Source organism: Pseudomonas sp. 1176_21 (assembly GCF_052850635.1).
Genome location: NZ_VXCV01000017.1, coordinates 41,618 through 65,147, shown reverse-complemented (window position 1 = coordinate 65,147; position 23,530 = coordinate 41,618). Strand labels below are relative to the sequence as shown.

20 protein-coding genes are annotated in these 23,530 nt (G+C 65.6%); 10 read left to right on the top strand and 10 right to left on the bottom strand.

The features are described 5' to 3' along the window. Positions 1 to 43 precede the first annotated feature (43 nt). Positions 44 to 940, top strand: coding sequence for a LysR family transcriptional regulator (locus tag FW760_RS25135; protein ID WP_054916552.1), 897 nt, complete (start codon positions 44 to 46; stop codon positions 938 to 940). A gap of 80 nt (positions 941 to 1,020) precedes the next feature. Next, on the top strand, positions 1,021 to 2,688 hold the full coding sequence (ggt, locus tag FW760_RS25130) for a gamma-glutamyltransferase (RefSeq protein WP_043860701.1): 1,668 nt from the start codon (positions 1,021 to 1,023) through the stop codon (positions 2,686 to 2,688). A 97-nt stretch (positions 2,689 to 2,785) separates the two neighbouring features. Here the strand turns inward: ggt and FW760_RS25125 are convergent, their stop codons facing one another. After that, positions 2,786 to 4,693, bottom strand: coding sequence for a methyl-accepting chemotaxis protein (locus tag FW760_RS25125; RefSeq protein WP_116052700.1), 1,908 nt, complete (start codon positions 4,691 to 4,693; stop codon positions 2,786 to 2,788). A 195-nt stretch (positions 4,694 to 4,888) separates the two neighbouring features. After that, positions 4,889 to 5,773: a KPN_02809 family neutral zinc metallopeptidase gene (gene ypfJ / locus FW760_RS25120; RefSeq protein WP_043860699.1), complete on the bottom strand. Its 885-nt coding sequence runs from the start codon at positions 5,771 to 5,773 to the stop codon at positions 4,889 to 4,891. 193 nt (positions 5,774 to 5,966) lie between these two features. Between ypfJ and pcaH the strand changes: the two genes are divergently transcribed. Both pcaH and pcaG read left to right on the top strand, forming a co-directional pair. After that, positions 5,967 to 6,686, top strand: coding sequence for a protocatechuate 3,4-dioxygenase subunit beta (pcaH, locus tag FW760_RS25115; RefSeq protein ID WP_043860698.1), 720 nt, complete (start codon positions 5,967 to 5,969; stop codon positions 6,684 to 6,686). A gap of 11 nt (positions 6,687 to 6,697) precedes the next feature. Continuing rightward, the gene (gene pcaG / locus FW760_RS25110) at positions 6,698 to 7,303 is read left to right on the top strand and encodes a protocatechuate 3,4-dioxygenase subunit alpha (protein ID WP_043860697.1); all 606 of its coding nucleotides are present in this window, start codon (positions 6,698 to 6,700) and stop codon (positions 7,301 to 7,303) included. A 6-nt stretch (positions 7,304 to 7,309) separates the two neighbouring features. On the opposite strand, the gene FW760_RS25105 is transcribed toward pcaG, so the two are convergent. The 3 genes from FW760_RS25105 to FW760_RS25095 form a co-directional block, all read right to left on the bottom strand. Next, complete coding sequence (locus tag FW760_RS25105; RefSeq protein WP_116052703.1) at positions 7,310 to 7,780, bottom strand: cupin; 471 nt, start codon at positions 7,778 to 7,780, stop codon at positions 7,310 to 7,312. 100 nt (positions 7,781 to 7,880) lie between these two features. Further along, positions 7,881 to 8,792 carry a LysR family transcriptional regulator gene (locus tag FW760_RS25100; protein WP_353230172.1) on the bottom strand — a complete coding sequence of 304 codons (912 nt, stop codon included), beginning with the start codon at positions 8,790 to 8,792 and terminating at the stop codon, positions 7,881 to 7,883. A 56-nt stretch (positions 8,793 to 8,848) separates the two neighbouring features. Further along, positions 8,849 to 10,567: an FAD-dependent oxidoreductase gene (locus tag FW760_RS25095; RefSeq protein ID WP_116052708.1), complete on the bottom strand. Its 1,719-nt coding sequence runs from the start codon at positions 10,565 to 10,567 to the stop codon at positions 8,849 to 8,851. Between the two features lie 170 nt (positions 10,568 to 10,737). Here FW760_RS25095 and FW760_RS25090 point away from each other — a divergent pair, with 170 nt between their 5' ends. Next, positions 10,738 to 11,514, top strand: a complete 777-nt coding sequence (locus FW760_RS25090; protein WP_043860693.1) for an IclR family transcriptional regulator — start codon at positions 10,738 to 10,740, stop codon at positions 11,512 to 11,514. 145 nt (positions 11,515 to 11,659) lie between these two features. Continuing rightward, positions 11,660 to 12,481, top strand: coding sequence for a sugar phosphate isomerase/epimerase family protein (locus tag FW760_RS25085; protein ID WP_116052711.1), 822 nt, complete (start codon positions 11,660 to 11,662; stop codon positions 12,479 to 12,481). A gap of 41 nt (positions 12,482 to 12,522) precedes the next feature. On the opposite strand, the gene FW760_RS25080 is transcribed toward FW760_RS25085, so the two are convergent. Continuing rightward, on the bottom strand, positions 12,523 to 13,863 hold the full coding sequence (locus FW760_RS25080) for an MFS transporter (protein WP_116052714.1): 1,341 nt from the start codon (positions 13,861 to 13,863) through the stop codon (positions 12,523 to 12,525). 279 nt (positions 13,864 to 14,142) lie between these two features. On the opposite strand from FW760_RS25080, the gene quiC reads away from it, so the two are divergent. Both quiC and FW760_RS25070 read left to right on the top strand, forming a co-directional pair. Further along, a complete protein-coding gene (gene quiC / locus FW760_RS25075; protein WP_116052717.1) occupies positions 14,143 to 16,050 on the top strand; it encodes a 3-dehydroshikimate dehydratase QuiC in 1,908 nt (635 codons plus the stop codon). Positions 16,051 to 16,131: 81 nt separating this feature from the next. Next, a complete protein-coding gene (locus FW760_RS25070) occupies positions 16,132 to 16,800 on the top strand; it encodes a TetR/AcrR family transcriptional regulator (protein WP_043860689.1) in 669 nt (222 codons plus the stop codon). A 75-nt stretch (positions 16,801 to 16,875) separates the two neighbouring features. Here FW760_RS25070 and FW760_RS25065 read toward each other — a convergent pair whose 3' ends face one another. Beyond that, complete coding sequence (locus tag FW760_RS25065) at positions 16,876 to 17,736, bottom strand: shikimate dehydrogenase (RefSeq protein ID WP_043860688.1); 861 nt, start codon at positions 17,734 to 17,736, stop codon at positions 16,876 to 16,878. Positions 17,737 to 17,904: 168 nt separating this feature from the next. On the opposite strand from FW760_RS25065, the gene FW760_RS25060 reads away from it, so the two are divergent. Next, on the top strand, positions 17,905 to 19,071 hold the full coding sequence (locus FW760_RS25060) for an alkaline phosphatase family protein (protein ID WP_104572305.1): 1,167 nt from the start codon (positions 17,905 to 17,907) through the stop codon (positions 19,069 to 19,071). A gap of 108 nt (positions 19,072 to 19,179) precedes the next feature. Here FW760_RS25060 and trmA read toward each other — a convergent pair whose 3' ends face one another. Together trmA and FW760_RS25050 are read right to left on the bottom strand one after the other, a co-directional pair. After that, the gene (gene trmA / locus FW760_RS25055; protein ID WP_043860686.1) at positions 19,180 to 20,265 is read right to left on the bottom strand and encodes a tRNA (uridine(54)-C5)-methyltransferase TrmA; all 1,086 of its coding nucleotides are present in this window, start codon (positions 20,263 to 20,265) and stop codon (positions 19,180 to 19,182) included. Continuing rightward, the gene (locus FW760_RS25050; protein ID WP_043860685.1) at positions 20,262 to 21,557 is read right to left on the bottom strand and encodes an NCS2 family permease; all 1,296 of its coding nucleotides are present in this window, start codon (positions 21,555 to 21,557) and stop codon (positions 20,262 to 20,264) included. Before FW760_RS25050 ends, trmA begins: the two co-directional genes overlap by 4 nt. Before the next feature lie 159 nt (positions 21,558 to 21,716). Here FW760_RS25050 and FW760_RS25045 point away from each other — a divergent pair, with 159 nt between their 5' ends. Beyond that, a complete protein-coding gene (locus FW760_RS25045; protein WP_054916561.1) occupies positions 21,717 to 22,202 on the top strand; it encodes a GNAT family N-acetyltransferase in 486 nt (161 codons plus the stop codon). 92 nt (positions 22,203 to 22,294) lie between these two features. Here the strand turns inward: FW760_RS25045 and FW760_RS25040 are convergent, their stop codons facing one another. Further along, complete coding sequence (locus FW760_RS25040; protein ID WP_116052719.1) at positions 22,295 to 23,524, bottom strand: MFS transporter; 1,230 nt, start codon at positions 23,522 to 23,524, stop codon at positions 22,295 to 22,297. Positions 23,525 to 23,530: the final 6 nt, after the last annotated feature.

The window sequence follows — 23,530 nt, the reverse complement described above, 5'->3', positions numbered from 1 at the left end:
AGCGGCTATCTATCACGGCTGAACGCCACACCAGGGAACAGCCGTGAAAGCCAGGTCCGATGAATTGCAGATGTTCGTCTCGGTCATCGAGTGCGGCTCTATTTCCGCCGCCGCCGAACAGGGCGGGCAGACCCCGTCGGCCATCAGCCGCAGCCTGTCGCGGCTGGAGGCCAAGCTGGGCACCACGCTGATCAACCGCACCACGCGGCGCATGGACCTCACCGAAGAGGGGCGGTTTTTCTTCGAGCGTGCCAAGGCCATCCTGCAACAGATGGACGAACTCGAAGAGCGTCTGAGCCTGCACCGCCAGACCCCGTCCGGGCGCCTGCGCATCAATGCGGCGGCGCCGTTCATGCTGCATGCCATCGTGCCCTGGGTGGGGGAGTTCCGCCAGCTGTACCCGGATATCCAGCTGGAGCTCAACACCGACGACCTGATCATCGACCTGCTCGAACAGAGCACCGATATCGCCATTCGCATCGGCGAGCTGGCCGACTCCAGCCTGCACGCCCGCTCGCTGGGGTGCAGCCCGCTGCATGTGCTGGCCAGCCCCGCGTACCTTGCGCGGCGCGGTACGCCACGGCATGTGGAGGAACTGGCCGGGCATTCGCTGCTGGGCTTCACCCAGACCGAAACCCTCAATCACTGGCCGCTGCGCCACACCGAAGGCGACCGCCTGGCGATCCGCCCCGACCTGTGCGCCTCCAGCGGCGAAACCCTGCGCCACCTGGCGCTGGCCGGCGAAGGCATCGCCTGCCTGTCGCACTTCATGACCCACGAAGACCTCCAGGCCGGCCGCCTGCAACTGGTGCTGGCCGAGGCCAACAGCGGCTATCGCCAGCCAATCAACGCGGTGTACTACCGCAACTCGCAACTGGCCCTGCGTATCCAGTGCTTTCTGGATTTCATCCAGCACAAGCTGTCGATCTACGCCTGCTGAAAACCGCAGGCGGCATTTGAAAAATCCCTGGGCATGCGCCTTAATGGTTGTTCGATAAAAACAACACCAAGGAAACCCGCATGCGCACTCTGATGTTTCGAACGCTGACCTTGAGCGCTGCGATCGTCGCCAGCTCATCAGCCTATGCCGTGACGCTGGACGGCGGCGCGGTGGCCGCGCCCGATCAATATGGTGCACAGGTCGCCGCCGACATCCTCAAGAAGGGCGGCAACGCAGTGGACGCCGCGGTGGCCACTGCCTTCACCCTGGCCGTTACCTACCCCGAGGCCGGCAACATCGGCGGCGGCGGTTTCATGACCCTGTACATGGATGGCAAACCCTACTTCCTCGACTACCGTGAAGTGGCGCCCAAGGCGGCCAGCCGCAACATGTACCTGGACGACAAAGGCGAGATCATCGAGAACCTCAGCCTGGTGGGCGCCCGGGCCGCCGGGGTGCCGGGCACGGTGATGGGCCTGTGGGAGGCGCACCAGAAGTTCGGCAAGCTGCCCTGGGCCGAGCTGCTGACACCGGCGGTGGGCTACGCGAAGAACGGCTTCAAGATCGCCGCCAAGCAGTACCAGTACCGCGAAGATGCCCAGGGGCTGTTCAAGGACAGCACCAACTTCAACGACTATTTCGGCAGCATGAAGGTGGGCGAGACCTTCAGGCAGCCCGAGCTGGCGCAGACCCTGGAGCGCATTGCCGACAAGGGTGTGAGCGAGTTCTACCAGGGCAAGACCGCCGACCTGCTGGTGGCGCAGATGCAGGCCGACAAGGGCCTGGTCAGCAAGGAAGACCTCAAGGACTACAAGGCCGTGTGGCGTGAGCCGATGGGCATCGAATGGCGTGGCAACGTGGTCTACACCGCGCCGCTGCCCAGCTCGGGCGGCATCGCGCTGGCGCAGTTGCTGGGCATCAAGGAAAACCGCGCAGCCGACTTCAAGGGTGTCGAGCTGAACTCGGCACGCTACATCCACCTGCTTTCGGAAATCGAGAAGCGTGTGTTCGCCGACCGTGCCGACTACCTGGGCGACCCGGCGTTTTCCAAGGTGCCGGTGGCGCAGCTGATTGCCAAGGACTACCTGGCCAAGCGCGCGCAAGAGGTCAACCCGACCGCCATCTCCGACACCGCCAAGGTGCGCCCGGGGCTGGAGCCGCACCAGACCACGCACTTCTCCATCGTCGACAAGCAGGGCAACGCGGTCAGCAACACCTACACCCTGAACTGGGACTACGGCAGTGGCGTGGTGGTGAAGGGCGCGGGCTTCCTGCTCAATGACGAGATGGACGACTTCAGTGCCAAGCCGGGTGTGGCGAACGCCTTCGGTGTGGTCGGTGGCGATGCCAATGCCATCGAGCCGGGCAAGCGCATGCTGTCGTCGATGGCTCCGAGCCTGGTGACCCGCGATGGCAAGGTCACGCTGGTGCTGGGTACGCCGGGTGGCTCGCGGATCTTCACCTCGATCTTCCAGGTGCTCAACAACCTGTACGACTACAACCTGCCGCTGGAGAAGGCGGTGGCGGCGCAGCGTGTGCACCACCAGTTGCTGCCCAAGGACACTATCTACTACGACGCCTATGCGCCGCTCGATGGCAAGGTGGCCGAGGAACTGAAGAAGATGGGCTACACCCTGGAGGACCAGGGCTGGGAGATGGGCGATATCCAGGCGATCCGGGTGACGGGTTCGGCGCTGGAAACCGCGTCTGACCCGCGTGGACGCGGGGTGGGGCAGGTCGTCAAGTAAGGGCTGACAGCATCGCGGGCCAAGTCCGCTCCCACAAGGTTTCGCTGAACCTGGTGGGAGCGGGCTTGACCCGCGATGGCTACGCTGTCCTATTCGGTCAGACGCGGAAGTGGCTGACCAGCATCTGCAACTGATTGCCCAGGCGCGCCAGCTCGACGCTGGATGCCGCCGTCTCCTGGCTCGCCGCCGCCGTCTGCTCCGACACATCACGCACGTTCAGGATGCTGCGGCTGATCTCTTCGGCCACCGCGCTCTGCTGCTCGGCCGCCGCGGCGATCTGCTGGTTCATCGACTGGATGTTCGACACCACGCGGGTGATGTTCTCCAGCGAGGCACCCGCCTTGCGCGTCAGCTCCACGCTGCTGTCGGTCAGGCTGCGGCTGCCATGCATCACGTTGGCCACCTGCTGGGTGCCGCTTTGCAGGCCCGCCACCAGCACCTCGATTTCCTCGGTGGACTTCTGGGTGCGCTGCGCCAGGCCGCGCACTTCATCGGCCACCACGGCAAAACCACGCCCGGCTTCACCCGCCCGTGCCGCTTCGATCGCGGCGTTGAGCGCCAGCAGGTTGGTCTGTTCGGCCACCGACTTGATCACGTCCATCACGCTGCCGATCTTCTGGCTTTCCTGCTGCAACTGGCCCATGGCCTCGGTGGAACGGTTGACCTCGACCGCCAGGCGCTCGATCTGCGCGATGGCCTGGGCCACCACCTGGTCACCGGCGCGGGCCTGGCCGTCGGCGTCGGTGGCGGCCTCGGACGCCTGCTCGGCATTGCGCGCCACTTCCTGCACGGTGGCCGCCATTTCGTGCATGGCGGTGGCCACCTGGTCGGTCTCGACCTTCTGGCTGTTGACCCCGGCGTTGGTCTGCTCGGTGACCGCCGACAGCTCTTCGGCCGCACTGGCGATCTGGGTCACGCCGTCACGGATGCCGCCGATCAGGTCGCGCAGGGTTTCGCCCATGCGCTGGATGCCTTGTTGCAGCACGCCCAGTTCGTCACGGCGGGTGACGCGCAGGGTGTGGGTCAGGTCGCCGGTGGCGATCTTCTCCACCACTTCCAGGGTTTCGCGCAGCGGGCGGGTGATCTGGCGGGTGATGATGATCGCCGCCAGCACGCCGAACAGCAGCGCCGCCAGGGTGCTTGCCAGTTGCCAGGTACGCGCCTGGGCACTTTCGAGGTCGCGACGTTGCAGCTGGATGGCGTACAGCTCATCGCTCAGGCGCACGATGTCGTAGCCCTGGGTGGTCATTTCCTTGCGCGCCTCGCCGATCGCCGTGTTGGCGGCCTTGAAGCTGCGCACCGCTTCGGCGTAGTGCAGGGTGGCGGCCTCGAGCGGTCGGGCACGAGCATCGGTGGCGGCCAGCTGGCGGGTTTCGGCCAGGGTGGCGTCGAGCTGGCGGGCGGCGACCTGTTCGGTTTCCGGGGTGAGGTCGGCGATGTAGCCGCGCACCTCGAAGCGGGCCAGCAGCAGGTGCTGGCGCACGGTGGTCAGGCGCTTGAGATGTTCCAGGCGCTCGCTGTCACTCTGGCCAGAGGACAGGCTGTCGGCCAGCAGGGTTTCCATCAGGGCACCGGCCTCATTGGCGGTAACGCCCATGCTGCGGCGCGCTTCGCCACCCTGTTTGTAGGCGCTGCGCATCTTGGCCAGGGACACCTCGTAGGCGGCGACCACCTGCGCCTGTTCGCGCAGCAGCTTGACGTTCTCCGGGCTCTTGAAGGTGTTCAGCAGGTTCTGCTGGCGGGCCTTGAAGGTATCCAGCTTGGTCTGGACATTCTGCGCGAGCTTGTCGTCACCGTCGGCAATCATGTACTGCAGGCGGGCAATGCGCAGTTCGGTGAGCTCGTTGTTGAGCTGGGTGATGTCGCTCATCCAGTTGCTGCGGTCGATCAGACCGCCCAGGCTGGTCCAGCCGGTCAGGGCCAACAGGCCGGTCAGCAGCAGCACCAGGCCGAAGCCCAGGGCGAGTTTCAGGTTGACGCTGATATTGGCAAACCAGCTGTTCATGCGATCCCTCCAGGATTCTGTGCGCTCTTTGATCTAAATCGCTGGAGGTTGTTTTTCTTGGAGGCCAGCTGACGTGAGCTGCCTTTATCGGCGGGATGTTGCAGAGCTGAAACGCTTTTTCTCCAATTCCGACGAAAACCATCAACAAAATGTTTAGGGTGTTTGCGCCAGGCCGCAAACACCCGATTACAGGCGTCAGAGTCTGCTGGCGCCAAAGGTGTCGCACTGGTTGAGGTCGCCCTTGGCGAAGCCGGTCTTGAACCAGCGCACGCGCTGCGCGGAAGTGCCGTGGGTGAACGAGTCGGGCACCACGCGGCCTTTGCTCTGCTGCTGCAGGCGGTCATCGCCGATCGCGTTGGCGGCGTTCAGGGCCTCTTCGATATCGCCCGGCTCCAGCCAGTTATGGCGTTGCTGTGCCTGGTAGGCCCACACGCCGGCCAGGCAGTCGGCCTGCAGTTCCTGACGTACCAGCAGGCCGTTGTCGCCCTGCAGGCGCTGGCCGCTGCGACGGGCCTGGTCGATTCTGGCTGACACCCCCAGCAGGGTCTGCACATGGTGGCCGACCTCGTGGGCGATCACGTAGGCCTGGGCAAAGTCGCCCGCTGCCGCGAAGCGGGTTTCCATCTCCTTGAAGAAGCTCATGTCCAGGTACACCTGCTGGTCGGCCGGGCAATAGAACGGGCCGGTCGCCGACGAGGCAAAGCCACAGGCGGAGTTGACCTGACCGCTGAACAGCTTGAGGGTCGGGTCCTTGTACTGGCGCCCGGCCTGGGCAAACAGGGCGCGCCAGGTGTCTTCGGTGTCGCCCAGGATGCTGGCGACGAACTCGGCCTGTTCGTCGCCGGCCGGTGGTGCCTTGCGCTCGCCGGTGCTTGCCGGCGCGCTCTGTTCGCTCATCTGCCCGCTCAGCTGGCCAAGGATCTGCATCGGGTCCTGCCCGGTCAGCAGGCCGATCCCCACGATCAGTACCACCGCCGTCAGGCTCAGGCCCTTGCCGCCCAGGCGCATGCCACCACCACCGCCGCCTTCACCGCGAGCGTCGACCACGTTGTCGCTGCGCCTGCCTTTTCGCCAGAGCATGAGCGTTCTCCCAAGCTTGAAATATGAAGATAAAGATTAGTCCACCCGGCCCGGCGGCGTCAGCGCTTTGGACATAACCATACGGTTATGGGTTCAAGGATTCTTTTCAATGTTCGCCGGTGCATGCCTCGGCCACACTGCCCATCACTCCTGCCCGTACAGGCCTCCAAAAATCCAATAAGAGGAGAACGGCATGTCTGCACAAGACACCAGTCGTTTCGTTATCCGTGATCGGAACTGGCATCCGAAAGCCCTTACCCCCGACTACAAGACCTCCGTCGCGCGCTCGCCTCGCCAGGCGCTGGTGAGCATTCCACAGTCCGTCAGCGAAAGCACTGGGCCGGATTTCTCCCACCTGAAATTTGCCGAGCACGACAATGACCTGCTGCTGAACTTCAACCACGGCGGCCTGCCCATCGGCGAGCGCATCATTGTGGCCGGGCGCGTGTGCGACCAGTATGGCAAGCCGATCCCGCACACCCTGGTCGAAATGTGGCAGGCCAATGCCGGCGGCCGCTATCGCCACAAGAACGATCGCTATCTGGCGCCGCTGGACCCCAACTTCGGGGGTGTGGGGCGCGCGCTGACCGACAGCGAGGGCTACTACAGTTTCCGTACCATCAAGCCGGGCCCGTACCCGTGGCGCAACGGCCCCAACGACTGGCGCCCGGCGCATATCCACGTGTCGATCAGCGGCCCGTCGATTGCCACGCGTCTGATCACCCAGCTGTACTTCGAAGGCGACCCGCTGATCCCGATGTGCCCGATCGTCAAGTCGATCGCCAACCCGGACGCGGTACAGAGCCTGATCGCCCGGCTCGACATGGCCAATGCCAACCCCATGGACTGCCTGGCCTACCGCTTCGACATCGTTCTGCGCGGCCAGCGCAAGACCCACTTCGAAAACCGCTGAGGAGCCCCGCCATGCCTATCGAACTGCTGCCGGAAACCCCATCGCAGACCGCCGGCCCCTACGTGCACATCGGCCTGGCCCTGGAAGCGGCCGGCAACCCGACCCGTGACCAGGAAATCTGGAACCGCATGGCGCGCAGCGATGCGCCCGGCGAGCACATCCTGCTGATCGGTCACGTCTACGACGGCAACGGCCACCTGGTGCGCGACTCGTTCCTGGAGTTCTGGCAGGCCGATGCGGCCGGGCAGTACCACAGCGAATTCAACCTGGAACAACCGTTCAACAGCTTCGGACGCACCGCCACCACCTTCGATGCCGGTGAGTGGACGCTGCAGACGGTCAAGCCCGGTGTGGTCGCCAATGCCGCCGGCGTGCCGATGGCACCGCATATCAATGTCAGCCTGTTCGCACGCGGCATCAACATCCACCTGCACACGCGGCTGTACTTCGACGACGAGGGCCAGGCCAATGCCAAGTGCCCGGTGCTCAACCTGATCGAACAGCCACAACGCCGCGAGACCTTGGTCGCGCGGCGCTGCGAAGTGGATGGCAAGCTGGCCTACCGTTTCGATATCCGCATCCAGGGTGAAGGCGAAACGGTGTTCTTCGATTTCTGAGGCCGCCTAGCGGGGCACCGGGTTCAGGTCGAAGTGGTTGCGCTGGTACTGGAACAGCAGGCAAGGCTCCTTCTTGGCGGTCATCTTGCAACCGCTCTCATGTTCCAGCCCGGCCGGCAACTGGTAGTACGAACCGGCCGGGTACTCGGTCTCGACCAGCTTGCCGTTCTTGTCCTTGATGCGGGCGTAGAACACGCCGCTCAGCACCACGGTCGGCAACGTCTCGGTGTGGGTGTGGTAGCCATTGTCCACACCGGGACGGAAACTGACGAAGGCCTCGTAGGCACCATTGCCCAGGATGTCGCCCTGCACGTTGGCGTAGGTGACGTTGTTGTTGGTGCCCGGTACCACTTTCCAGGTCAGTGCATTTTTCGGCAGGGAGATGAGTGGGGCGGTGCAGTAGCAGACCGCAGCCACGGCGGTAGTGGCGCAAGCTGCCAGCAGCAAGCCGGCGGCGGTAACTCGAAGTGCTTTCATGGTTGAAACCCTCTGATGAACAATCGAAAGAAGGTTAATCAAACAACGAACGCACAAATACGGCAGAAGCAGCCCAGAACCTGTGTGCTTCTTGCACAGATCACATCTTGATTTCCCATCGTGGTTCAGCGTAGTACGCCCGCGCATACTCGACCAATGCCCGAACCTTGGGCGCCAGATAGCGGCTTTGGGGGAACATCGCGTACACGTGCCGGGAGGGCTGCTGCCATTCGGGCAGCACCTGTACCAGGCGCCCGTCGAGCAGGGCGTCATGCACGATGAAGCGGTCGAAGCTAGCGATACCCAGGCCGGCAATGGCCGCCGCACGCAACGCCATCGGCGAGTTGGCGCTCAGCCGGCCGGGCATTGCCACGTCCAGGCGCTGCCCGTCGGGCCCCTGCAGGCTCAGCCGTTGCGGCTGGGCCAGGCGGTTGTAGCCGAGCAACGCATGCTCGCCCAGGGTGTGCGGTTCGATGGGGGCCGGCCAGCGCTGCAGGTAGGCGGGGGCGGCTACCAGCACGACTTTGCTGACGGCCAGTTGCCGGGCCACCAGGTTGGAGTCGGGCAGGTGGGTGGTCACCCGCAGGCACACATCGACCCCTTCTTCGAGCATGTCCACAAAGCGGTCGGTGCAGATGAGCTCCACCTGCAACTGGTCGAAGCGCTCGACGAAGTCCGGTAGCCAGCGCCCCAGCTCCAGTTCACCGAATGCCGTGGCCACGCTCAGGCGCAGGGTGCCTGTGGGTTGCTGCTGGTGTTCGGAAATCTCCAGGCTCATGGCTTCGAGCTGCTCCAGCACCTGCACGCAATGGCGGTAGCACAGTGCGCCGGCTTCGGTGACGTGCAGGCGCCGCGTGGTGCGGCTGAGCAACTGGGTGCCGAGGTGGCGCTCCAGGTTCTTGACCTGGCGCGACAGCACGGTGTGCGATTGCCCGGTCAGGGCGGCAGCGGCGCTGAAACCACCACTCTCTACCACGCGGCGAAACGCCTGCATCGCGCTGATCTGGTCCATGGTCGGCTGGCTTTCATGAAGGAGTCGGGTCGCCAGTCTAGCAGCAGCCGGCGCGCCTACTCGTAGGCACTGACCCCCGCAATGTGCCGCCCGGCGATGTAGCCGAAGGTGGTCGCCGGCCCCAGATTGATCCCGCCCGCCGGGTAATGCCCGCCCATGATGCTGAGCATGTCGCTACCGGCGGCATACAGGCCGGCAATCGGCTGCTGCTGTGCATCCAGTACCTGGGCGTGGGCATTGGTCCTGAGCCCGGCAAAGGTGCCGAAGCAGCCCGGCTCCACCTTCACCGCATAGAACGGCCCCTGCTCGATGGGCGCCACGCACGGGTTGGGCCGGTGCAGCGCATCGCCCTGCTTGCGGTTGTAGGGCGTGCTGCCACGGCCGAACTGCGGGTCTTCGCCGTGGCGCGCATGGCGGTTGTAGTCGCTGAGCGTGGCACTCAGGCCCTGGGGGTCGATGCCGCAGGCGATGGCCAGCGCCTCGATGCTGTCGCCGCACTTGAGGTAGCCGCTGCGAATGAAGGGCTCCACCGGCAGTGGGAAGGGCCGGGAGATGCCCAGGCCGTAGCGGCGCTGAAAGGCGTGGCTGCAGATCAGCCACGAGGCCACCTGCTCGCCGGGCGCGCTGGCGACCATTGCGCTCACGTAGTCGTAGTAGCCGTTGGCTTCGTTGACGAAGCGCTTGCCGTTGGCCAGCACACCGATGATGCCGGGCTTGGCACGTTCGATGATGTGCGGGAAATGGCCGAAGGTGCCGTCCTTGTACGGCACTTTCGACACCGGGGCCCAGGCCACCGGGCTTGCCAGGTCGTCGACCACGTGTGCGCCCACGCTCTCGCCCAGGCGCAGGCCATCGCCGCTGGCGCCCAGCGGCGGCAAGGCCAGGTGCTCATGCCCGGTGGGGGTACGCGGGAACAGCGCCTTGCGCCGCTCGATATCGTTGGGGAAGCCGCCGGCTGCCAGCACCACGGCCTTGCGCGCATGAATGCTCACGTCGCCGTTGGCCGTCTGCACCACCGCCCCCGTCACCCGGCCAGCGTTGTGCAGCAGGCGCTGCGCCGGGGCCGATGCCCACAGCAGCACGCCGAGGTCTTCGGCCGACTTGGCCAGGCGCGCTATCAGGGCCACGCCGTTGACCAGCTGCATCGCCCGGCCGTAGCGTGCGAGGTCGAGCAGATGGCGTGCCAGGCGCTTGCCCACATGCAGCAGCGAGCGCCACGAACGGGTCAGGGTGAGAAAGGCGGTAAGGTCCTTGCCGGCCATGATCGGCATGCCCATGAATGAGGTTTCGCGCATCGTGCGGCGCAGCTGCCTGAGCAGCTTGCCGACCTTGCGCCCGTCATACGGTGCGGCGATCACCGAGCGCCCGCCCGTGCCGGCCCCAGGCGTGTCGCCGTGGATATCGGCAATGCCGTTGCCGTCGGCGAACTGCAGGGCGGTATGGCGTTCGAAGAACGACACCATGTGGGGCGCCGCCTCCAGGAACGCATCGATCATCGCCGGTTCGAAGCGTTCGCCCAGTTCGTGTTGCAGGTAGGTGCGCGGCAGCGAACGGTCCTCGACGATGCCGGCGCGCTGTGCCAGCGGGTTGCACGGTACCCACATCCAACCGCCGGACCAGGCCGTGGCGCCGCCGAACACCGGGTCCTTTTCGACCACGATGACCTTCTGCCCGTGAAAGGCGGCGGTCACCGCGGCGCTCAGGCCGGCAGCGCCGGAGCCGATGACCAGGACATCGCAGTCCACCGGGCGGGGGGTAGGGGTGTGGGCAGTCATGCTGGGTCCTCGCAGTGCGCGCAATTATTATTTTGGAACGAAGTTCCATATTCTATGATTGCACGTCGGCTGCCAAGGTCGTCGCCTGCAAAGTTGGGCGAAGATCGAACAGTGGTTTGCGCTTTGCCCGGCGCTCTTTAGAATCGGCGAAATTTTCAGGGACCGTGACCATGGCCGGCAGTCAGATCGAACGTGCTTTCAGCCTTCTCGAAAGCCTCACCAGCGAGCCGCGCGGGCTGCCGATGCAGACCCTGGCCGAGCAGCTGGACATCCCCAAGAGCGCGACCCATCGCATGCTCGCCGAGCTCATGCGCCTGGGCTACGTGCGCCAGAACCCGGAAAACAGCCGGTACCTGCTGAGCACCAAGCTGGTGGGCATGGGCTTTCGCTACCTGGCCCAGAGCGGTGCCGACATCGTCCAGCCGATTCTCGACCAGTTGGCCGCGCAGACCGGCGAGCTGGTGCGGCTGGGGATCATCGACGGCGAGCGCCAGGTGTGGATCGCCAAGGCCCAGGGCGCCCGCTCCGGCCTGCGCTACGACCCGGACATGGGGCGTGAGGCGCCGCTTTTCTACAGCGCCTCGGGGCATGCCTGGCTGGCCAGCCTGAGCGATGCCCAGGCGTTGCTGCTGGTGGAGCGCCAGGGCGTGGGCCGGCGCGAGGACTTCGGGCCGAACGCGCCGGCTTCCAATGCCCAGCTGCTGGAACGCCTGCGCATGGCGCGGGAACTGGGCTATGCGTGGGTGGTGGAGAGTTCGGCGCTGGGTACGTCGGCGTTGGCGGCGGTGGTACGTCACCCGCAGGATGGGCATGTGGTCGGGGTGTTGAGCGTGGCCGGGCCGACCGCGCGCCTGAACGAGGCGCGCCTGCACGAGCTGGCGCCGGCGTTGCTGGCGGCGGCGGCCGAGCTGTCGGCGGCCAGCCCGGCGTCGGAGCTGTTTGTCTAGACGCTTCGCTGGCAAGCCAGCGAAGCGGCCCTCAGGTAAACCAAGGCAGTTTTGTGGAGCGCAAAGCTGTTTTTTTTGTACTTGCATTGAAATTGGAACTAAGTTCTAAATAATGCAAATACAACAACGCACCCGAGACTCCTCCATGAACCCACGTGTCATGTCCCTGGCCGCCCTCACTGTCCTTGAGCTGTCCCCACCCCGGATGGTCGAAGTCGCCGCCCGGGCCGGCTACAGCCATGTCGGCCTGCGCCTCGAGCCGGCCACCCCCGAAGAACACCACTTCCCGCTGGCAAGCGACGCCGGCCTGCGCCGGCAGACAGCCGAGCGCCTGCGCGACACCGGCATCCGGGTGCTCGATGTGGAGATTCTGCGGCTCAAGCCCGACACCCTGGTCGCCAACTTCGAGGCCCTGCTCGCGGTGGGCGCCGACTTCGGTGCCAGTGAGCTGCTGGTTGCCGGCAACGACCCGGATGAACAGCGCCTGACCGACAACTTCGCGGCGCTGTGCGACCTGGCCGCGCCGTATGGCCTGCACCCGCACCTGGAGTTCATGCCGTGGACCGATGCCAAGGACCTGACCCAGGCCACCCGCATCGTCGAAAACGCCGGGCGCGCCAACGGCTGCGTGCTGGTCGATGCCTTCCACTTCGATCGCTCGGCGTCGCGCCTGGAAGACCTGCGCCGCCTGCCGGTCTCGCGCATCCGCTACGCGCAACTGTGCGACGTGGCGGGCCCGCGCCCCGACGACATGGCCGAGATCCTGCGTCAGGCGCGTAACGAGCGACGTTTTCCAGGGGATGGGGAGTGCGACCTGAGCGGGTTGCTGCACAGCTTGCCGGCCGACCTGCCGCTGAGCCTGGAGATCCCCACGCGCCAGTTGCTGGAGCAGGGGGTGAGTGCGCTGCAGCGCGCGCAGTGGGCGCTGGAGAAGGCCCGCAAGGTAATGAACGCCGGCTCCCTGTAGGAGCCAGCGTTGCTGGTGAAGGGCTGCATTGCAGCCCGGGCTTACGCCTCGACTGTCGGGATCTTGCGCGGTGCCATGAAATACATCCACAGCAGCGCGATGAAATACATCGCCGGAATCATGGTGAACAGCACGGTGTAGTTGTTGTTGGTGCTGGTCAGCACATGCCCCACGATCTGGGTCATGAACATCCCCCCGGTGGCCGCGCACATGCCGCCAAAGCCGAACACGGTGCTCATCATGTGCTTGGGCGTGTAGTCCATCACCAGGCTCCAGATGTTGGCGGTCCAGGCCTGGTGCGCGGCAATCGCCAGGGAGATGGCCAGTACCGCCACCCACAGGCTGCTGGCGCCTGCGGCGAAGATCACCCCGACGATGGTGGTGGCGAACAGCAGCATCGACAGCAGCCGCGCCTTCACCGGCGCCATGCCGCGGCCGATCATGAACGAGGACAGGATCCCGCCACCCACGCTGCCGAAGTCGGCACTGAGGTAGATCACGATCAGCGGGATGCCCATCTGCGTGACGCTGATGCCCAGGTTGTACTGCTGGTTCAGAAACGGCGGCAGCCAGTACAGGTAGAACCAGAACACCGGCGCGGTGATCGAGTAGGCCAGGGCAAAGGCCCAGGTGCCACGCATGCGCAGGATACGGGTGAACGGCACGGCCGCCTGTTCAGGCTCGACCTCGCTCTGGATGTACGCCAGTTCCGCCTTGCTCACGCTCGGGTGGTTTTCCGGGTTGAAGTACTTCAGGCCCCAGAACGTGGCCCACACCAGGCCCAGCGCGCCCATGGCCATGAACGCCGCCTGCCAGCCCCACACAGTGAGGATCAGCGGCAGCAGCATCGGGGTGAACATGGCGCCGACGTTGGTGCCGGCGTTGAAGATGCCGGTGGCCACCGCCCGCTCGCCCGCCGGGAACCACAGCCGGGTGGTCTTCACGCAAGCCGGGTAGTTGGCCGCTTCGGTCAGGCCGAGGATGAAGCGACAGACCATGAAGCCCACCGCCGAGGTGGCCAGGCCGTGGGCGCCAGTGGCCAGGCTCCACAGCAGCACCGCGCAGAAGAACACGCGCTTGACGCCGATGCGGTCGATCAGCCGGCCCTGCAGCACGAAGCCGATGGCGTAGCCCACCTGGAACCAGAAGTTGATGTTGGCGTAGTCCATCGCCGTCCAGCTCATTTCCTTGGCCAGGATCGGCTGCATCACGCCCAGTGCGGCGCGGTCGATGTAGTTCAGGGTGGTGGCGAAGAACACCAGCGCCAGCATCACCCAGCGGGTCTTGCCGACGCCCATGGCGCCACGGATCTTGTCGCCGATGCCGGCGTGCGGGGTACTGGCCGATGGCTGGGCCAGGGGAGTGCTTTGGCTGTGGATCATGTGGTGATTACCCGTATTTTTATGTTTATGGGTCAAGCCAGGATGACACGCGGTACACCAGTCGACTACGGCAGGTTCGTCGGTGCTTTTGGCAAGATGCTCGTCTGCCCGGTGGTAAGAAATGGTGCGCATTGGTCAAAAAAGGGTCAATTGATCTGGGCGGGTACTGGGCGATAATCGCACACAAAACTAACCAGTTCGTACCTTTTGATTGAGCTAGGATAAACCCCAGCCAATAATTCGTGCAGCTGGGCACTGCCTGCCCGTTGGAGCCTGAAGATGCAGCGTTCGATTGCCACCGTGTCCCTGAGCGGCACCTTGCCGGAAAAACTCGAAGCCATTGCCGCCGCCGGATTCGACGGCGTGGAGATCTTCGAAAACGACCTTCTCTACTACGACGGCAGCCCCCGCGAGATTCGCCAGCGCTGCACCGACCTGGGGCTGGACATCACCCTTTTCCAGCCGTTTCGCGATTTCGAGGGCTGCCCGCGCGGGCGCCTGGCGCGCAACCTGGAGCGCGCCGAGCGCAAGTTCGAACTGATGCAGGAACTGGGCACCGACCTGGTGCTGGTGTGCAGCAACGTGTCGGCCGACGCGCTGGGCAGCCAGCAACTGCTGGTCGACGACCTGAGCCTGCTGGCCGAGCGGGCCGCCGCCCACGGTGTGCGCATCGGCTACGAGGCGCTGGCCTGGGGGCGGCACGTGAACACCTGGCAGCAGGTGTGGGACATCGTGCGCCAGGCCGATCACGCCAACCTGGGCATGATCCTTGACAGCTTTCACACCCTGTCGCTCAAGGGCGACCCCAGCGCCATCGCGCAGGTGCCGGGGGACAAGATCTTCTTCGTGCAGATGGCCGATGCGCCGATCCTGGCCATGGATGTGCTGGAGTGGAGCCGGCATTTTCGCTGCTTCCCGGGGCAGGGCGAGTTCGACCTGCCGGGGTTTCTGGCGCCGATTCTGCAGGCCGGCTATCGCGGGCCGCTGTCGCTGGAGATCTTCAACGACGGTTTTCGTGCCGCGCCGCCACGGGCCAATGCCGCCGACGGCCTGCGTTCGCTGCTGTACCTGGAGGAAAAGACCCGTCAGTTGCTTGAACGCACCGCACCGCTGGCCGACCCCGAGCTGCTGTTCGCGCCGCCGCCGGCCAGCAGCTGCGATGGCATCGAGTTTCTCGAGTTTGCGGTCGACGACGCCTCGGGCGCCAAGCTGGGCAACTGGCTCGAAGGCCTGGGCTTTGCCCGTGCCGGCAAGCATCGCTCGAAGAATGTGAGCCTGCTGCGCCAGGGCGAGATCAACCTGATCCTCAACGCCGAACCCTATTCGTTCGCGCACAATTTTTTCGAAAGCCACGGCCCGTCGCTGTGCGCCACGGCGATCCGGGTCAGGCACAGCGCCCAGGCGCTGGCCCGGGCGGTGGCCTATCACGGCCAGCCCTATCGTGGCCTGGTGGGGCCCAACGAACGTGAGCTGGCAGCGGTACGCGCCCCCGACGGCAGCCTGATCTACCTGGTGGACCAGGGCGCGGATGGGCGCACCATCTACGACACCGACTTCAGCCTCAGCGAGCAACCCGCCCATGGCCTGGGCCTGACCCGCATCGACCACATGGCACTGGCCCTGCCGGCCGACAGCCTGGACAGCTGGGTGCTGTTCTACAAAAGCCTGCTCGACTTCAGCGCCGATGACGAGGTGGTGCTTCCCGATCCCTATGGCCTGGTCAAGAGCCGCGCCCTGCGCAGCCAGTGCAGTTCGATCCGGCTGCCGTTGAACATCTCCGAAAACCGCAACACTGCGATTGCCCACGCGCTGTCCAACTACCGCGGCTCGGGCGTGCATCACATCGCCTTCGACTGCCAGGACATCTTCGCCGCCGTCAAGCGCGCCAAGGAAGCCGGCGTGGCGCTGCTCGATATCCCGCTCAACTACTACGACGACCTGGCGGCCCGGTTCGACTTCGACGATCAGTTCCTGAGCGAGCTGGCCTACTACAACGTGCTGTACGACCGTGATGCCCAGGGCGGCGAGCTGTTCCACGTATACACCGAGCCGTTCGAGGAGCGCTTCTTCTTCGAGGTGCTGCAGCGGCGCAATGGCTACAGCGGTTACGGCGCGGCCAACGTCGCGGTGCGCCTGGCAGCGATGGCCAAGGCGCGCAGCGGCGGGCTGCGGCATGCCAAGCTGTAACGTGTCAGCGCCCGTCAGGCTTTCTTCTGGCGCACCCCGGGGCCATAATCGCGCGGTTAACCGACTGGTCAAGAGCCCCGTATGACGACAACTCCAGCACCCTTGGCGGCACCTGCCGAGGCGCCGCGCAAGAGCCGCAAGAACAATCCTGAGAAAACCCGCGAGAACATTCTGCAGGCGGCCATCAGCGAGTTCGTGCAGCAAGGCCTGGCCGGTGCCCGGGTCGATGCGATCGCCGAGCGCACCCAGACCTCCAAGCGCATGATCTACTACTACTTCAACAGCAAGGAGCAGCTGTATGTGGAGGTGCTGGAGAAGCTTTACGGCGATATCCGCAGCACCGAAAGCAACCTGCACCTGGCTGAACTGGAGCCGCGCCAGGGCATTCGCCGGCTGATCGAGTTCACCTTCGATCACCATGACCGCAACGTCGACTTCGTGCGTATCGTGTGCAACGAAAACATGCATCACGGCGAGTACGTCAAGCAGTCGGCCGCGATCCGCTCGATGAACAAGACGGTGCTCACCGCGCTGGACGAGATACTCCAGCGCGGGGCTGCCGAGGGGGTGTTCCGCCAGGGCCTGACGGCGCTGGACGTACACCTGCTGATCAGCTCGTTCTGCTTCTATCGCGTGTCCAACCGGCACACCTTTGGCGAGATCTTCCAGGTGGATTTCGAGGACAAGGCGCTCAAGGACAAGCACCGCGAGATGATCTGCGAGTCGGTGCTGCGCTACCTGCAGGCGTGATGCCGGGGAGCCTCCAGTCGCCGGCAGGGCCGGCACCTGCGGGTTGACCACCCTGTACAGGTGCCGGCTAAGCGTTCAATCCCCCAGGCTGTTGAAGTGCCCGATCATGCGCTGTGCATCCGGCACCACGCCGCTGAACAGCTCGAAGGCCTTCACCGCCTGAAACACCGCCATGTTGGCCCCGTTGAGCGTGCGGCATCCCAGTGCCCGCGCCTCGCGCAGCAATAGGGTCTCCAGCGGGAAGTACACGATCTCGGCCACCCACATTTCGGCGCGCAGCAGCGCCCTGGGCACCGGCATGCCCGGCAGCTTGGCCATGCCCATGGGGGTGGTGTTGACCAGCCCGCAGGCCTGGCCCATGGCCGCTTGCAGGTCATGCCCGCAGCGTGCCGGGCTGCCCTCGAAATGCTGGTTGAGGTTGTCTGCCAGTGCCTGGGCCCGGGCGGGCTCCACATCGAAGAGCGTCAGCTGGGCCACCCCTTCGCTGAGCAGCGCATGGGCCACCGCGGCACCCGCACCGCCTGCGCCCATCTGCACCACATGACGGCGTGAAACATCACCCAGGCCACGCCTGAAACCTTCGGCAAACCCCAGGCAGTCGGTGTTGTGGCCGATGCGTCGACCGTCCTTGAGCACCACGGTGTTCACCGCGCCGATACCACGCGCCTCGGGCGACAGCTCGTCGAGCAGGGGCACGATCGCCTGCTTGCACGGGAAGGTGATGTTGAGCCCGGTAAAGCCCATGTACTCGGCCGCGGTCAGCAGTTCTTCGAGGGCGCTGCTGTCCAGCTTCAGCTGGTCCAGGTCGATCAGCCGGTACAGGTAGTTGATGCCCTGGGCGGCGCCTTCGTGCTCGTGCAGGGCCGGGGTACGCGAGGCCTGGATGCCGGCGCCGATCAGGCCGGCGAGAATGCCGGAAGGGGAGGCCAAACTCATCGGTAAAACTCCATTGTTGTTCTTGGCAGGGGGAGGGAGCGTCACGACTAAAATGTACTGACTGGTTAATAGGGTCAATCGGGGCGGGCCGTGCATTGATCGTTTCTGTTCGCTGATCGAACAAGCTGTGCTAAACCTGTTGTTTTGCACGGCACCACGGAGGGCGACATGGCGGCGCAGTTCGAAGAGATGCGGGACGTTCACGACACCTGGCCGGGCCTGGCCAGCCTGACCCAGTCGGTTTTCGCCGGGTTGGGCGCCAGGGGCTTCAGGAATCCGTTCCGGCTCGAGCGCTCTACAGCCACCTGCCTGCTGTTGATCGACGGCTTGGGCTGGAACCTGCTCAAGGCGCACGCCGAGCATGCACCGTTCCTGGCCGCGCTGATGCAGCCCGACAGCCACTTCAAGGTCGGCTTCCCGGCCACCACTGCCGCCAGCCTGGCCACGGTGACCTCCGGCATGGGCAGCGGTGCGCATGGCATCGTGGGCTGCGATTTCGCCCTGGATGCACATTCGGTGTTCTCGCCGCTGTCATGGACCACTGCGGCCGCGCAGACGGGCAGCGTGCCGACCGCGGCGCCTGTCGCGGCCTCCTTCATCGTGCCGCAGACCGCCTGGGAAGACGCGGCCGCCCAGGGCGTACAGATCAGCACGGTCATGCTCGGGCGCTTTGCCGACTCGGACTTCACCCGTGCCATCTACAAGGCCGGCGGCATCCTTGCCGCGCCGGCCTACGATGCCTATCCCGAGCTGGTGCGTAGCGCACTGGAGGTGGAGGCGCCAGCCTTCTGCTTTGCCTATTTCGGTGACCTGGACTTTGCCGGGCACCTGTATGGGCCGGGCTCGCCCGACTGGTGCAGGCAACTGGAGATTGCCGATCAGCTGGCCCGCGACATTGCCGGGCGCCTGCCGCGCTCGGCGCGCATGCTCGTGATTGCCGACCACGGCATGCTCGACCTGGACCGCGCCCAGGTGCATGACTTCGATACCGACAGTGCCTTGCAGGACGGGGTGCGGGCGATGGCGGGGGACATCCGGGCGCGCTACCTGTACACCCACGAGCATCAGCAGGACCGCGTGCACGAGCGCTGGCAGAACCGCCTGGGGGATGAATACCGGGTGTTGAGCAAGGCGCAGGCGATTGGCGCGGGGTTGTTCGGGGACGTGATGCTGAGCCAGGCCGAAGGGCGTATCGGGGACCTGATCGTGGTTCCGACCGGGGCCGGCGGGATCATTCGCAGCGTGGAGGAGAAGCACCCCAGCCAGTGGCGCGGGCACCATGGGGCGTTGACGGACGCGGACCAGGTGGTGCCGCTGTTGATGTACTCAGGTTAGGGCCATCGCGGGCCAAGCCCGCTCCCACAGGTACCCCACTGCCCTTCAGAGCCGTGACATTCCTGTGGGAGCGGGCTTGACCCGCGATAGAACACCGCCGATCCGGGCCTAGCGCCGAACCAGCAGCACCCCGCTTTCCATATGGTGCGTATACGGGAACTGGTCAAACAGCGCACACCGCTCGATACGGTGCGTATCGCTCAACTGCTCGATGTTCGCCGCCAGTGTCTCGGGGTTGCACGAGATGTACAGGATGTTATCGAAGCGCCGGGTCAGCTCGCAGGTGTCCGGGTCCATGCCCGCGCGCGGCGGGTCGACGAACACGCTGCCAAAGGCATAGCTTTTCAGGTCGATGCCTTCCAGGCGCCGGAACGGCCGCACCTCGTTCAGGGCCTCGGTCAGCTCTTCGGCCGACAGGCGCACCAGGCGCACGTTATCCACGCCGTTGTCGTCCAGGTTGTGCAGCGCGGCGTTGACCGAGGTCTTGCTGATCTCGGTGGCCAGCACCTTGCGCACCCGCGTGGCCAGCGGCAGGGTGAAGTTGCCGTTGCCGCAGTACAGCTCCAGCAGGTCGTCCTCGCGCTCGCCCAGGGCCTCGTAGGCCCAGTTGAGCATCTTCTGGTTCACCGTGCCGTTGGGCTGGGTGAACGCGCCTTCAGGCTGGCGATAGCGGAAAGTGCGCCCGCCCACGGCCAGCTCTTCAACCGCATAGTCACGGCCGATCACCACGCGCTTGCCCTTGGAGCGCCCGATGATGCTCACGCCCAGGTCGGTCGCCAGTTGCCGGGCAGCGGCTTCCCAATGCTCGTCCAGTGGACGGTGGTAGCACAGGGTGATCATCGCGTCGCCCGCCAGGGTGGTCAGGAACTCCACCTGGAACAGCTTGAAGCTCAGCGCCGAACTGGCCTGCCACGCCGCCTTGAGCTGCGGCATCAACTGGTTGATGCGCTGGCTGGCGATGGGGAAGTCGTCGATCAGGATCGCCTGGTGCTTTTCACCCGGGGCGAACATCGCGTAGTGACGCTGCTCGTTCTCGCGCCACAGGCGAAACTCGGCACGCAGGCGGTAATGCTCGCGCGGCGAGTCGAACACCGCCGGCTCCGGTGCGCCGAATGGCGCCAGCAGTGCGCGCAGGCGCTCGACCTTGGCCTCAAGCTGCGCGGTGTAGGTAGTCGGGTCGTAGACGGAACTCATGCGGCGTACCAGCCCAGCTTGATCACGAACAGGATGGAGAGCACCACCAGCGCCGAGTTCAGTTCATGCCGGCGGCCCGAGATCAGCTTGATCACGGTCCAGGAGATGAAGCCGAAGGCGATGCCGTTGGCAATCGAATAGGTCAGCGGCATGGCCAGCGCGGTGACCACCACCGGGGCGGCCTCGGTCACGTCGTCCCAGTTGATTTCCGCCAGGCCCGAGGCCATCAGCACGGCGACGAACAGCAGTGCAGGCGCGGTTGCGAAGGCCGGAACGCTGCCGGCCAGCGGGGCGAAGAACAGTGCCAGCAGGAACAGCCCAGCCACCACGATGGCGGTCAGCCCGGTGCGTCCGCCGGCACTCACGCCGGCCGCCGATTCGATATAGCTGGTGGTGGTCGAGGTGCCCAGCAGCGAGCCGGCCATGGCCGCGGTGCTGTCGGCGATCAGGGCGCGGCCCATCTTCGGCATGTGGCCGTCTTTGCCCATCAGCCCGGCGCGCTTGGCCACGCCGATCAGGGTGCCGGAGTTGTCGAACAGGTCGACGAACAGGAAGGCGAAGATCACGCTGATCAGGCCGACATCCAGTGCGCCCTTGATGTCCAGCTGCAGGAAGGTCGGGGCCAGCGAGGGCGGCATCGACACGATGCCGTTGAACGGGGTGTAGCCCAGGCCGATGGAGGCGACGGTGACCGCCAGGATGCCGATCAGCACGGCGCCGCGTACCTTCATCGCCTCGAGCGCGACGATCAGGAAGAAGCCCAGGGTGGCCAGTACCGGTGCCGGGTTGCGCAGGTCGCCCAGGCCCACCAGGGTGGCCGGGTTGTCGACCACGATGCCGGCGTTGTGCAGGGCGATCAGCGCCAGGAACAGGCCGATGCCGGCGGCAATTGCCGAACGCAGCGGCAGCGGAATGCTGTTGACGATCCATTCGCGGATGCGAAAGATCGACAGCAGGAAGAACAGCACTGCCGAAATGAATACCGCCCCCAGTGCCACCTGCCAGGTGTGGCCCATGTGCAGCACCACGGTGTAGGTGAAGAAGGCGTTCAGGCCCATGCCCGGCGCCAGCGCGATCGGGTAGTTGGCGATCAGCCCCATCACCGCCGAACCGATGGCGGCAGCCAGGCACGTGGCGACGAAGATCGCGCCCTTGTCCATGCCGGTCTCGCCGAGGATGCTCGGGTTGACGAACAGGATGTAGGCCATGGCCAGGAAGGTGGTGACCCCCGCCAGGATTTCGGTGCGCACGTTGGTATTGTGCGCTTTCAGTTGAAACAGCCTTTCCAGCATGCCAGCTCCCCGTGGCGCACTGCGGCGCCTTGAATGTTCGACCCCATCAGCAAAGCACAGACTGTACCGGACACGGGGTGCCGGACTGAGTGATTTTTGAATGGGCCGCAAAAAAGCCGCGCATCATATCAGCAAGACCGCCACTTTTGGACCAGGACCATGACCGTGCAGCTGATTCACTACGATGCGCTGACCCCGGCCCAGCGCGCAGGCCTGCCCGGCATCGAGGTGCTGGCGGCGCAGCGGGCGTTTTGCGGTGACATCGAGGGTGCGCTGCATACCCTGCTGAACCGGCCCGGCGACGATGTGCGCGGGCTGGCGCTGCTGGTGGGGGGCGTGCCGCAGGGCTTCCTGCTGCTCAAGCGTGGTGCACACCTGCCGCCGTGGGCCCGCCATGATGCGGCCACCTTGCATGCCCTGCAGGTGGACTGGCGGGCGCAGGGGCAGGGGCTTGGCCGCTGGTGCCTGGCGGCGCTGCCGGCGCGGGTGCGCGAAGTGTGGCCGCAGGTGCGTTGCCTGCAACTGTCGGTGGATACCGACAATCAGGCGGCGTTGAGGCTGTACCGCGCGGCGGGGTGGGTGGACAGCGGCGAGGGGTATCGCGGGCGGGTGGGGTATGAGCGGCAGATGACCCTGATGCTTTGATCTGGCTGGCCTCATCGCGGGTCAATCCCGCCCCCACAGATTCAGTGAGGCCCTTGTGGGAGCAAGCTTGACCCGCGATTGGGTACGCGCGGTCAGCCCTTTTTCTGGGTATGCATGTGATCGCGCCCCGCCAGCGTCGGGAACAGCTTGATCCACACGCCCGTCACCACCAGCGTGCCCACCCCGCCCAGCACCACCGCCGGCACGGTGCCGAACCAGTGCGCCGTGACCCCGGACTCGAACTCGCCCAGCTGGTTCGAGGCGCCGATGAACAAGCCGTTCACCGCGCTTACCCGACCACGCATCTCGTCCGGCGTCTCCAGTTGCACGAACGCGCTGCGGATCACCATGCTGATCATGTCCGCCGCGCCCAGCACCGCCAGCACGCCCAGCGAGAACCAGAACGAGGTCGACAGGCCGAAGGCAATGGTCGCCACGCCAAAGACCCCCACCGCCGTGAACATCACCCGCCCGACCTTGCGCTCGATGGGGAAGCGCGCCAGCCACACCGACATCAGCAGCGCCCCCACCGCCGGCGCCGAGCGCAACAGGCCCAGGCCCCACGGGCCGGTCAGCAGGATGTCCTTGGCGAACACCGGCAGCAACGCCGTGGCGCCGCCCAGCAGCACCGCGAACAGGTCCAGCGACACCGCGCCGAGCACGTCCGGGCGGCTGCGAATGAAGCGAATGCCCGCCAGCAGCGATTCAAGGCTCGCCCGGCCCCGGTTGGCCGGCTGGCGGGCGGCGCTCAGGCGCAAGGTCAGGCCGCAGGCGATCACGTACAGCACCACGGTCGGGCCATACACCCACACGCTGCCAAACGCATACAGAAAGCCCCCCAGCGCCGGCGCGACGATGGTCGCCGACTGCATGGCCGAGGCCGACGCGGCCACTGCCCGCGGGAACAGCGCCGAGGGCACCACGTTGGGCAGCAACGCCTGGGTGGCCGGCATCTCGAAAGAGCGCGCACTGCCCAGCAGGAACGCCAGCACGAAGATCAGTTCGCGGGTCACGCTGTGGGTGCTGCTGCCCACCACCAGCGCCAGGGCGATCAGCGCCTGGGCGAACTGGCACAGCGCTGCCACCCGGCGCCGGTCATAGCGGTCGGCCACATGCCCGGTGTGCAGCATGAACAGCACCCGCGGGGCGAATTCCACCAGGCCCACCAGGCCCAGGTCGAGCACGTTGCCGGTCAGCTGATAGAGGTGCCAGCCGATGGCCACGGTGAGCATCTGGAAGCCGCTGGCAGTGAAAATTCGCGCGCACCAGAACGCCAGGAAGGGGCGGTGATGGCGCAGCAGGAGCGGGGCATGGTCTGACATGTGCGA

Coding starts and splice junctions, on each gene's coding strand:
- ggt (WP_043860701.1), top strand. CDS start 1,021: ATGCGCACTCTGATGTTTCGAACGCTGACCTTGAGCGCTGCGATCGTC.
- FW760_RS25125 (WP_116052700.1), bottom strand. CDS start 4,693: ATGAACAGCTGGTTTGCCAATATCAGCGTCAACCTGAAACTCGCCCTG.
- ypfJ (WP_043860699.1), bottom strand. CDS start 5,773: ATGCTCTGGCGAAAAGGCAGGCGCAGCGACAACGTGGTCGACGCTCGC.
- pcaH (WP_043860698.1), top strand. CDS start 5,967: ATGTCTGCACAAGACACCAGTCGTTTCGTTATCCGTGATCGGAACTGG.
- pcaG (WP_043860697.1), top strand. CDS start 6,698: ATGCCTATCGAACTGCTGCCGGAAACCCCATCGCAGACCGCCGGCCCC.
- FW760_RS25105 (WP_116052703.1), bottom strand. CDS start 7,780: ATGAAAGCACTTCGAGTTACCGCCGCCGGCTTGCTGCTGGCAGCTTGC.
- FW760_RS25100 (WP_353230172.1), bottom strand. CDS start 8,792: ATGGACCAGATCAGCGCGATGCAGGCGTTTCGCCGCGTGGTAGAGAGT.
- FW760_RS25095 (WP_116052708.1), bottom strand. CDS start 10,567: ATGACTGCCCACACCCCTACCCCCCGCCCGGTGGACTGCGATGTCCTG.
- FW760_RS25090 (WP_043860693.1), top strand. CDS start 10,738: ATGGCCGGCAGTCAGATCGAACGTGCTTTCAGCCTTCTCGAAAGCCTC.
- FW760_RS25085 (WP_116052711.1), top strand. CDS start 11,660: ATGAACCCACGTGTCATGTCCCTGGCCGCCCTCACTGTCCTTGAGCTG.
- FW760_RS25080 (WP_116052714.1), bottom strand. CDS start 13,863: ATGATCCACAGCCAAAGCACTCCCCTGGCCCAGCCATCGGCCAGTACC.
- quiC (WP_116052717.1), top strand. CDS start 14,143: ATGCAGCGTTCGATTGCCACCGTGTCCCTGAGCGGCACCTTGCCGGAA.
- FW760_RS25070 (WP_043860689.1), top strand. CDS start 16,132: ATGACGACAACTCCAGCACCCTTGGCGGCACCTGCCGAGGCGCCGCGC.
- FW760_RS25065 (WP_043860688.1), bottom strand. CDS start 17,736: ATGAGTTTGGCCTCCCCTTCCGGCATTCTCGCCGGCCTGATCGGCGCC.
- FW760_RS25060 (WP_104572305.1), top strand. CDS start 17,905: ATGGCGGCGCAGTTCGAAGAGATGCGGGACGTTCACGACACCTGGCCG.
- trmA (WP_043860686.1), bottom strand. CDS start 20,265: ATGAGTTCCGTCTACGACCCGACTACCTACACCGCGCAGCTTGAGGCC.
- FW760_RS25050 (WP_043860685.1), bottom strand. CDS start 21,557: ATGCTGGAAAGGCTGTTTCAACTGAAAGCGCACAATACCAACGTGCGC.
- FW760_RS25045 (WP_054916561.1), top strand. CDS start 21,717: ATGACCGTGCAGCTGATTCACTACGATGCGCTGACCCCGGCCCAGCGC.
- FW760_RS25040 (WP_116052719.1), bottom strand. CDS start 23,524: ATGTCAGACCATGCCCCGCTCCTGCTGCGCCATCACCGCCCCTTCCTG.